Annotated in this window: 10 protein-coding genes; 8 read left to right on the top strand and 2 right to left on the bottom strand. The window is 65.8% G+C overall.

Annotation, left to right across the window (positions count from 1 at the left end; translation table 11 throughout):
- The first annotated feature begins 262 nt into the window (after window positions 1-262).
- A complete protein-coding gene (locus ABGB14_RS47265; RefSeq protein ID WP_347650442.1) occupies window positions 263-946 on the top strand; it encodes a DUF2637 domain-containing protein in 684 nt (227 codons plus the stop codon).
- Here ABGB14_RS47265 and ABGB14_RS47260 read toward each other — a convergent pair.
- Both ABGB14_RS47260 and ABGB14_RS47255 read right to left on the bottom strand, forming a co-directional pair.
- Window positions 943-1,314, bottom strand: a complete 372-nt coding sequence (locus ABGB14_RS47260) for a tyrosine-type recombinase/integrase (protein ID WP_347650445.1) — start codon at window positions 1,312-1,314, stop codon at window positions 943-945. The genes ABGB14_RS47265 and ABGB14_RS47260 overlap by 4 nt on opposite strands.
- A 626-nt stretch (window positions 1,315-1,940) precedes the next feature.
- Window positions 1,941-3,608 carry a BTAD domain-containing putative transcriptional regulator gene (locus ABGB14_RS47255; protein WP_347650444.1) on the bottom strand — a complete coding sequence of 556 codons (1,668 nt, stop codon included), beginning with the start codon at window positions 3,606-3,608 and terminating at the stop codon, window positions 1,941-1,943.
- 485 nt (window positions 3,609-4,093) lie between these two features.
- Here ABGB14_RS47255 and ABGB14_RS47250 point away from each other — a divergent pair, with 485 nt between their 5' ends.
- The 7 genes from ABGB14_RS47250 (at window position 4,094) to ABGB14_RS47220 (ending at window position 10,108) form a co-directional block, all read left to right on the top strand.
- Entirely contained in the window at window positions 4,094-4,414 is a 321-nt protein-coding gene (locus ABGB14_RS47250) for a hypothetical protein (protein WP_347650441.1), read from the top strand.
- Window positions 4,411-5,766: a PrsW family intramembrane metalloprotease gene (locus ABGB14_RS47245; protein ID WP_347650440.1), complete on the top strand. Its 1,356-nt coding sequence runs from the start codon at window positions 4,411-4,413 to the stop codon at window positions 5,764-5,766. The genes ABGB14_RS47250 and ABGB14_RS47245 overlap by 4 nt, the downstream gene beginning before the upstream one ends.
- Window positions 5,763-6,326, top strand: a complete 564-nt coding sequence (locus ABGB14_RS47240; RefSeq protein ID WP_347650439.1) for a hypothetical protein — start codon at window positions 5,763-5,765, stop codon at window positions 6,324-6,326. The genes ABGB14_RS47245 and ABGB14_RS47240 overlap by 4 nt, the downstream gene beginning before the upstream one ends.
- On the top strand, window positions 6,316-7,548 hold the full coding sequence (locus ABGB14_RS47235) for a hypothetical protein (protein WP_347650438.1): 1,233 nt from the start codon (window positions 6,316-6,318) through the stop codon (window positions 7,546-7,548). Before ABGB14_RS47240 ends, ABGB14_RS47235 begins: the two co-directional genes overlap by 11 nt.
- A 125-nt stretch (window positions 7,549-7,673) precedes the next feature.
- Window positions 7,674-8,372 (top strand): hypothetical protein, encoded by a 699-nt coding sequence (locus ABGB14_RS47230; protein WP_347650437.1) that lies wholly within the window; start codon window positions 7,674-7,676, stop codon window positions 8,370-8,372.
- A 240-nt stretch (window positions 8,373-8,612) separates the two neighbouring features.
- Window positions 8,613-9,239 (top strand): MafI family immunity protein, encoded by a 627-nt coding sequence (locus ABGB14_RS47225; RefSeq protein ID WP_347650436.1) that lies wholly within the window; start codon window positions 8,613-8,615, stop codon window positions 9,237-9,239.
- 581 nt (window positions 9,240-9,820) lie between these two features.
- Window positions 9,821-10,108 carry a hypothetical protein gene (locus ABGB14_RS47220; RefSeq protein WP_347650435.1) on the top strand — a complete coding sequence of 96 codons (288 nt, stop codon included), beginning with the start codon at window positions 9,821-9,823 and terminating at the stop codon, window positions 10,106-10,108.
- Window positions 10,109-10,143 lie beyond the last annotated feature (35 nt).

Below are 10,143 nucleotides of genomic sequence, written 5' to 3'. Positions count from 1 at the left end.
ACCCACAGCGAAATCACCCGGTGACAGACGATCACCCGCCATGATCAGGCACCGTCACCTGCCCGAACACCGCCAAACGAGCTCAGGCAAGGGGCGTGACCTGCGATTTCAGGATGGAATTAGCCCAGTATGTGGAGGCCCGGATCAATCCGGAACCCCCACATGTGCGTTCGGTGCGTGTCCGAGGGGGGACACACTCGATACGTACATGCCGTTCACGGCGTCCGCCCGACTCGTTCTTCCTGGTGGGGAGGGCTGAGCGGTGGATTCCGGTATTCGCGCGGTGCGCCGTATCCAGCGGACGACCATCGGTGGCGTCGCGCTCTTGGCGGTGATCGCGGCGGTCGTCTCCTTTCGCCATATGCATGAACTGTGCCTGCGTCATGGTGAGGATCACTTGGCGGCGGTGCTGATCCCGCTCGCCGTCGACGGTACGATCGTCGTCGCCTCGATGTCCATTCTCCTGGCCAATCGGTACGGTTCCCGCGGTGGCATGCTGGCCTGGACCCTTCTTGTGGTTGGCAGTCTTGCCAGCCTCGGCGCCAACATCGCGATCGCCGAGCCCAGCCTGATCGGCCGGATCATCGCCGCCTGGCCGAGCGCCGCTCTGATCGGCAGCTATGAGCTGTTGATGTCTCAGGTCCGTCGGCTCTCGGCGAACTCGGACGCTAGAGAGAGCCAGGAGGAGGGGCCATCGGCTGAAGTGCAAGAGGTCTCTGAACCCGAGCCAGACGACGCTGGTGATGTCGTTCTGCCTTCGCGCCACGCTCGTCGCCGAGACAGCGAAATGGCTGCTTTTCACCGTTCTGTCTGGCAATGGGTTCAGGAGAATCGATGTCCCGATGGAGCGCTGCCGTCGGGGAAGGTCATCGCGGAGCGGTTCTCTCGGAGTCCTCGTTGGGGACGCTGGATCAAGCGCGCAGGTCTTGCGGGGGAGCTCGGCTAAGAGTTTAGCGGCGGCCCTACCAAAGCGGTAGAACAGGTGACGGCTTGCCCGGGCGATGTTGACCTTGCGGGCGGCTTCCCAGTGCCGCCGAACGGTGGTGTCGTGCAGCCGGCGTAGTGCCCGGTCATCTGCGGCGAATCGTGATCGAGGATGCGGCGGACGACTTCCTGCGGAACGTCGCGGTTAAGTGGTAGGGGCGTGGCCATCGTGTGGCGATACCAATGCGGGTCGAAGTCGAGGCCGGTGCGGCGGCGCAACCGCAGGACCAGATCGTAGACGGCCCGATAGGCCAGCGGGCGGCCATAGGGTGCGGCCCAGAGGTTGACGAACACGTAGTCACAGTCGAGATCGCCGTACTCTTCGTGCAGGTAGTCGGCATAGAGCCCTCCATCACCCGATTATGGGTTCAGGAACGCGACGACGCCGTACGAGCTGGTTCTCGCCCGACTTGGCTCAAGTTAGTGCGCACCTTCCGACCTTTCGGGTTGCTGTAATTGTTGACGTTGTAGCTGCCCCAAATAGCCTCATAGGTCGATCACGGAACCGGTGGCCAACCCTGGCTACGCGCCGCAGTGAGTGTCGAGGCATGTGAACAGGAACGAATCGGTCTCGTACGGAGCCTCGAGGTATTTGTCTACGGACCTGTGTGTCCAGAGCACCCGTGGTCGCCCATCCCGGCCCATGCTCATTTCAAGGACGCCGGGATTGCTTTCAAGGATGGTGGGACTGCTTGAGAAGAAGATGCCGAGGTCCACGGTGTCGCGCCGCGAGCAGTCGGTTACCGGGCGGCCACACGGAATGTGTGCAGCAGAGGTCGGCATGGGAACTGGTGCATCCGCTTGGAGATACCGAATAGGTGTGTCCGCGCCAGCGTCGTCTCGGCCTGAGCGGAACGCCATCCTTGCGGCATCCCGATAACGGGCCGCCGGTGGGGTCGCCATTGGATGCATTGGCGCTCGCCGGATTGTGCCATCCGGATGTGCCGATGGGAGGGTCAGCGGGCCGAGCTCCGGATTTCCGCGGCGGTCAGCCCGAATTCTGCTTTGAGGACCCGGCCCAGGTGAGCTGGGTCCCGCAGGCCCCAGCGGGACGCGATCTCAGCCGCCGGGATTCCGGCCTGCGTCGGATCTTGCAGGTCACGGCGGATGCGCTGCAAGCGTTCTTGTCTGACCCACGCCGCGAAGGGGCGGTCCCGCCCGGCGAAGAGACGGTGCAGGTGGCGGACGGAGATCCCATGGCGCCGGGCCACCACCGCCGCGCACAGCGCCGGATCGTCCAGGTTGGCCAGTGTGTAGGCGATGATCCGGTTGGCGAGACTGCTCCGGGTCTCAACCCGTTCGGGGATCGTACCGGTCAGCGTCGCCATCAGAAGGGAGGCAAGGCCGTCGCCTAGGTGGCGGCGAGCCTCGTCCGGCAGGCCGTCGAGGTGTTCGGACGCGCGGGTCACGCACGCCGTGGCCATAGCGGCGATACCGCGTCCGGCCGGTAGCGGAAGGGCGGTTCGATCGGCCGGCGCCTCCGCGGGGAGGACGCCGCGGGGCACGGCCACTACCGACACATCGCAGTCGCCGGGCGCGTCGATCTTGTACGGCCGGGTGGTGTCGCAGGCGACGAGATGGCCCGGCGGGACGCTGCAGCACCGGCCGTCCTGCGCTACCACGAGCGGACGGGCGGCGCGGTTCAGCACGACCTTCAGCAGTTCCTGGTCCCCGGACGTGATCGCGCTGGGTTCCCGCCGCACCTGGTGCGCGGCACCGGTGATGCGCGCGACCAGCACATCTCCCGCCCGCCGCCCCGTGGTATGCGCCCAGAATCCCTCCTCGGCGGCCGTCACCCGCAGCGGTACTAGCATGGCCGACACGGTGGCGACCAGGCTCTCGACCCGCTCATGGGCCGTGTCCCCCGGATCGCGGTGACGCGGCACCTGCCGGACCGATATGACCTCCTCGCGCAGCCGCCGCAGTTCGGAACCGGGTTCGGCGCCCAGTTCGGCCAGCAGCGTGACACGTGCCCGGTCGAAGGCACGCAGCGCGTCCGCCCGCCGTCCGCAGCCATGCAGCGCCCGTATCAGCCGCGCCCACAGGTCCTCGCACAGCGGGTAGGCGGTGGTGAACCGGGTCAGCTCCGGGACGGTGTCCACCGCGCGCCCGGAAGCCAGTTCCGCGTCCGCCCAGGTGGCCAGCAGCGCGAGCCGCTCCGCCTCCAGCCGCTCGGCCTCCGCGCGGATCGGCACCGTGCCGGGCGCCCCGCCGAAGGCCTCGTCCCCGCGCCACAGGGCCAGCGCACGCCGTGTCAGCCCGGCGGCGTCACCCGGGTTCCTGGCTACTTGCGCGGCACGGGTGAACGCCGCGAACCGGTCGGCGTCCAGTTCCCCGAACCGGACCACGAGCCGATACCCCTCGCCGACGCGGACGATCCGCCCGGGGTCACCGAGCAGGCGGCGCAGGCCATGCACATAGGTCTGGAGGTTCTTGGCCGCGCTGGGGGGCGGCTCCCCTTCCCACACCGCCGCGGCCAGCTCACAGGAAGGGACGACCTGCCCGGCCCGGATCAGCAGCGCCCCCAGCACTCCCGCCCGCTTGGGCGGCCTCACCTCGATCCGTTCGCCGTCCCTCCACACTGCCACCGGCCCGAGCACGCCGAATCGCGGCTCCGCCGCCATGTCCGCCATCCGCCCTCCAGCGTCCGATCGCGTCCTGCCCGAACCTCGGTACCCGCTCCGTGCCGGTTCGTATACCGGCCGTGTACCGGCTTGCCCCAGACTGACGGAGGTTTCCGCGGCAGGAAAGTGCCCTGCCCGGGGGATTGGGAGTGCCGTAGGGCGAGGACACGAATGATCTGATCACAGGATGATCAGGCCATTCTCGGAATGGCCTGATCCGCCATCGTCCCATCTCGTTCAGTCATGGCGCAACCATATACGCACACCTAAACTCCCGGCGAGCGCTTTCTGCGGCCGGACGCCACCCCCTCCAAGAATGCGGCATCAGCCTCGTACGGCTGAGGTGATGAGAACGGATAGTGCGCAGTTGAGCAAAGGAAGCCATCGCGCCCACACACGGATAGCGGGAATTTATGCGGTTGCTATGCCTACTCATACTCATACTCGTACTCGCGGCTGGCGGCTGTTTCGCACAGTCCGGAGCCATGGCGGAGAACTGCGATTCGCTACGGACCATCTGGTCTCAATCGCAGGCTGACATGCGCGCGGTGGTCCACGATCGCGGCCTCGATCCGCACACCAAGTCACAGCGGCTCAGCGCTCGCGCCGATCGGCTGCGTCAGGAATCTCGGTCCATCGAGGACGAACAGCTGCGGGCGGCGATGGAAGGAGTGGCCAACGACTTCACGACCATGGCGAAAGCGCTCGACGGCGTGGGTTCATCCGGCCCTGCACTGCCGCCCCTTCCACCTATGACCAATGTCCAGCGCCTCAACAAGGCGATCGACGAACGATGCCCGGTATGAAGACGAACAAACTGCAGGCGGGGATCATCCTCGGGGTCACTGCGGCCTCGGCGCTGGCAGCCATTCTCGCCGTCCTGCCACTGCCGATCTGGCACTACCCCGGTGCGCTCGGGGACTATCCCGCTCGGCGCATGCCCACCCCCGCGCTGTTCGGCTGGGCCTATCTTGCCGGGCTCGCCGCCGGTGTACCAATCGGTTTGCTGGTGTGGAAACTCCCGCTGCCCGCTCGCTGGCAGCAGGTGCGGAACTGCGCCGCACTGCTGCTGGGTACCGGTATGGCCACCATCCCAGTTGGCTTCATTCTGGTTCCCAACGCGCTCGGCGGGGTGCTCATGGCCATGCCCGGGCTGGCGCTGGCCATCGCCGTCCTCTACCGCGTGCAGCGCTACCGGCGGATTCCGCTGCGCTACTGCCTGGCAGCCGTCGTCTGGGGTGGCACCTTCGCGTTCACCGCCGGGCACCAACTGCTCGCGATTCTCCACATTGGAATCGCGTACTGGTCACGGCGTCCAGATGTCACCCAAGGGCCCGGCATCGTGCTTTCGGCCCCGATCTGGGAAGAACTCGCCAAAGGACTCGGCGTGCTCGTCCTCTTCGCCCACCTGCGCCACCGCTACGACAACCCGGTGCACGGATTCGTCCTCGGCGCCATGGTCGGTACCGGATTCAACTTTATGGAAACCAGCCGCTACGCTATGTACAACTTCAACGCAGCGATGACCCAGGTCTGGGTCCGCCAGTGGATATCCGGCATCACCTTCGGGCACGTGCTCTACACCGGACTCACCGGCGCGGCCATCGCGCTGGCCTACCGGCAACGGCACACCATCAAAAGGCTCGCGATCGCTGCAGGCGGGCTCGGGCTGGCGATCACCGGTCACTTCCTGTGGAACTGGACGTCCACTACCCATCGACAGCCGGCCGCCTTCGACGACGCGGTCCTCGCGACACTGCTCGGCCACCCCCTCAACTTCCTGATCCTCTCCGGCCCCTTCCTTCTGGCACTCACCATCACGCTGATCCTGGCCGCAAGGCGAGAACGGGCCGAACTGCGCGCAGGTCTCACCGCCGAGGTCCGGGCCGGCCAGATAGCCGTCACCGAGGCCGAAGCCACCGTCCTCGCCCATCCCAAGCTGCGACGAGTGCACCGTCTGCTGTGTGCACGTGCTCTCGGCTGGCGGGCCTACCCCGCCGTCGGCCACCTTCAGCAGCTACAACTCGACCTGGCACACGAGCGCTTCCGTCTGGCACGGGAGGTCGGCCGCGTACCTGCGACCAGTCCAGGCGCGCTCCGCCGGCACGTCCAAGCGCTGCGTGCACGGATCAACACGCCGGCGGAGGCAGCGCCATGAAACGGCTATGGACGCTCGCCCTTCTCACCCTGGTGTGGCTGCTTACCTCCCCCACCCCGGCCTGGGCCCACTGCCACGCCTCCATCACCTACGGACCCGGCGGATCCGGCGACTGCGGACAGGCATCCTTCTGGGGAAGCCTGGCAATTGCAACCGTCTTGACGGCTTTCTATTTCGCACCTTTCCTTAGCATCTATTACCGCCTGAATAGAGACACAATAAAACGGCCCGGGCGTATGCTCACGTCGTTTTGGCGCAAGCTCAGGAGTATACCGCCTGAGCTCGTTGTAAAATTCGGTCGAAACGACGAGGTCGGAAACAAGGCGGAGATTGCCATGAGGTCGACGGAAGCCTTGCCGTCGAAATGGCAGCCGATTGGACCAATAGCGGAAGTCGCCATACGTTTCGTTCATTGGGTCTCAGCCAAGGGCGGTCCGCGCTGGTTCAATAATTGGGCCGACAGATTGGGGAGAATGCCCAATGCCCAGGACGAGTTCAACAACATGATGAACAAGAGGATCCAGGAGCGTGTGTGGATTGAGTGGCTGCGTGATCGCTGATGTGCTCTGCGGCCGCGCGTACGAGCCCCCGGCCGACTCCATCCGAACCGGCACGTTGGCCGCACTCGTGGCGGGGGAGCTGGCGTATCGGATCTTCCTCGACGACACCGACGTCCGCATCACGGAATTCACTCGCCGACTCCACCAGCAGACCGGGACGGACCTGCAACTGCTGGACGCCCTACTACGTGGCCTGCTCGGTGGCCCCTTGCCGGAGGCCAAGGTCTCCGACCCGCTGACCCCGCTGCTCAGCCTGGGGCGGAGCTTCGTGCTGGAGCTCGAGTTGGACGACCAAGCGGTAGCAGAGCTCGTCGCACGCACTGACCAGCAGCTACCCGACCATCTGCCCATCACGCCAGCGCCCCGGAACCCCCAGCCACCTACGGCAAAGGCCCCGGTGGCGCTCTCGAAACCTGTGCCCCCCATCACGGCGGCGCCGCGCACCACCAAGACCCACTACCGCGCTTTCGGACTCCTCGGCGCATTCGGGGTGCTTGCCGTGGTCACCGGCCTGCTGCTGCTCCTTCCCCTGGGGGCCACCCGCAACGAGCAACCATCCCCGAGTCCGTCCTTCACGCCAATGGCAAGCGATCCCATCCAGGCCTCCCATGCCTTCGCCAACGCGATCAACAACCAGCGATCCGACCGTGCCCTTGTGTTGCTGTGCAGCGAATCCAGTGGCATGACCCGGCAGGTCGCCGAAGGCAGGCTCCGCGCCCGAGGATTCATTGTGGATCAAGTCCAAACTCAGAATTCCACGACCGCGGACATACTGGCGAGGGCAACCATCGACTCACAACCGGAACCCCTTCTGGTAAGTCTACGCAACAGGGGAGAGAATTGGTGTGTACAAGAAATTCACCGCGAGCCTTCTGCGCAGCCAGGAAGTCGGGACGCCGCTTTCGCAAGGATGCGCAATTTCGTTGCTCTGATCAACAAGGGGGACCCGGACAAGGCGGGGACCTATGTCTGCGAAACGCCTTGGCGGGCAGCAATCGACGTGACGGTCGAAACCGCCATCAGGAATAATGCGCTGCTTACTCTGACGCCCCGTGCCGGGCGGGAGGGCGCTTCCAATTATACCGGCTCGATCAGTGGAAACGCCCGCCTCACCCTCCCTGTGGGGGTCAAGGGAACCGCGAGGATCAGTCACACCTTCAGCGGAACGTACTGCATCGAGCACCTCGAGCTTGAATATACCTATAAAGGCCCGAGAGGGTAGAAGGGGGTGGCACATGGTCTGCCCTGCGGGTATCGAAACCCTATCCATACAGGTCGCGCGGCAACCATGCTCCCGGATAGGGCATCTATTGTTTTGGCGTGCATACAACGCGAAGAGGGGCGGCTATGCAGAGGAGAAAGGACTGGGCAGATCTGAAGATACTGGCCCGTCGCAACCTGATTCTCATCGGAATCGCGATCGGACTCTTCCTCGGGTTCGGGATCGCCAGGGACACCCCGGTGGGCTGGGGTGTTGCCTACACGTTCGGCACACCCGTTACCGTTGAACTGCCGAGCTCCTGCGAAATCTTGACCATCGTCAGGGGCACCTCCAGTTCCAGTTCCGGCACGTGCGACGGCACCACTTGGATGGTCGACCGGGAGAGCCACGCCGGAACGCTGCACGCCGTGGCCTCCGACATCGACGACTCGTCCCCCGGCGAGATGGAGTTCAGGGGCGAGGCGAGGGCCTTCGGTGGCGGGGTGTACGGGCGCCCACCGATCTTCGAGACAGTCATGAACTTGACGTTGCTGACCGTCACCGGGATCGGCGTACTCGCCCTGGTCGGGTGTGGTGTGGCCGCGGTCCTGCCTACCCGTCGCAGGCGGCCCGATCCGCCCGCCCCCGAACCCGCTCAATCGGAGCTGGACCTGAAGGTCCAACGGATGACGCAACTGGCCATACAGGCGGGGCTGCTGCCCGTCGGGTCCGACGAGCCGCTCCCTCCCATGAGCTTCGGCAGCTGGGTTATCCGCGCCGAGCTTGCGCTGATCTTGCTGGCCGCCGGTGTCTTCGCCGCCATCGCCATTTTCGGCCTGCTATGACGGGCGGCGCGTCATGCACTGCCGTTTCGGCTGGTTCGCTTGGCGGCCAAGAGATCGTCCGGATGCGGGTCGGTTTAAGTAAGGGGTCAGGCGGTCGATGGCGCGGTTGGCATGGATCGCGCGGTGACGTGGTGTCGGGCCTGCCGGCGAGTCTCACGATGATCATTGCCCACTGGACCGTCGCGGCGTGGTGGTCGGGTAGCCGTTCGTAGTCGCGGATGAGGGAGGACAGACAAGACGATGGTGCTCAGTGAGGACGAGGTCTGTCTCCGGATGTCAGCCCTGCCGGCCCGGTTCGGGGATCGGCTGACGCGGGAGGATCTCGAGGATCTCGACCGCTTCCTTGACGTGGGGGAATGGCTGATAGCGCTTCAGACGCTGGTGGGCCTGCTCCGGCAGCGTCAGGCGCCGATAACCAGCAGGGAGTTGGCGGAGTTCGGCCGGTTTCGGGAGACGTTCGCACAGGCGCCGGATCCCAGGGGGTACCTGGCGAGACAACTGAGGGTGCTGAGGGACCGGGCCGACAGCCTGCCGTTGATCCCGAGTCTGACCGAGCAAGAGATGGTTGAGCGGGTCAGCGCACTTCCGGAGACGTACGCGGACAGACTCCCGGAGAGGACCCTGGACTGGCTGACGGGACTCCGGGATGAGAAGGAGTGGGAGCACCTGGCCGAGAGCATGGTGAGCATGCTCCGCGCGTACCAGGTTCCCGTGACGGCACGGGAACGGGACCGATTGGCGATGGTTCTGGATGCACTGAACCTGCCGCGAGAGGATCTGAGCCGGCTGAACGGCGGCACGACGGGCCCGAACGTGGCCGACAAGGCGAATGAGGCCTTGGAGGTGACTCCGGCCGAGGTCGGGTAGGTGCTGGCGCGACTTGCCGATGACTACACCAACTGCATCGCGGAACTGCTCGGCATGACCGTCTGGCTGCCGGTCACAGGCGCCGATCGGCAGTTGCTCGTGACCGGGCGAGGTGGCCGGCGGCTGGTACGGGTGTACACCTCTCATGACCGGACGAAAGCCGTGGCGGGTCCGGACGTCGACCCACGCAACGCCTTGTCCCGGCCGTTCTCCGAGTTGATCCGGCAGTGGGTCAGCGACGACCTGGGTATCGTGATCAACCCGGACAGCGACACGGAGTTGCAACTTCCCCGCCATCTCTTTCCGAAGATCCTTCAGTTGCTGGAGCGGATCATGGCGGGGTCGGCTGGGAGGGCGCGACCGTCGGCGGCGGCCGAGCCGAGGGCTGCCGAGGCCGGTGCTGGGAGGCCGGGGTCTGTCGAGCCGCCCGGCCGGATCGGCGGCTTCCGTTTCGCGGCTCTGGTGGACGACTTCGACAGGCAGGGCCGACCGGTGCTCTCCGATGAGCGTCCCCGGATCACGGACCCGGAGGAGAAGCAGCGAATCGCGAGTATCTGGCCAGTGGCACGGTGCTCCAGGCGGTGGCCGGCTTGGTGCACGACATGTTCGATCCCGGCACGGGAAGCGTGGTGCCCGCGGACACGCGTACCGACGGCACCTGGATCTGGCAGGAGGGACTGGGGTACTACCTGGACACGTACCACGTGGGCCCGGAGCCCGACCTCTACCGGGTCATTGTCGACCGGGGCTATCCCTGCCCGCCGGTCAGTCCGGCGCGCACCAGGTTGGCCGGTCGGGCGCTGGCCGAGCAGCAGCGCTTCGCCAGCCAGATGCACCACGAGCAGCGGTACGGTGACGTGCAGGCCTGACGGGCACCTCGGTGGGCCTCTTTTGCCCAGCGCAG

The sequence above is a fragment of the Nonomuraea sp. B10E15 genome (assembly GCF_039871615.1).
Classification (GTDB): domain Bacteria; phylum Actinomycetota; class Actinomycetes; order Streptosporangiales; family Streptosporangiaceae; genus Nonomuraea.
This window is presented reverse-complemented; position numbering and strand designations above follow the sequence as displayed.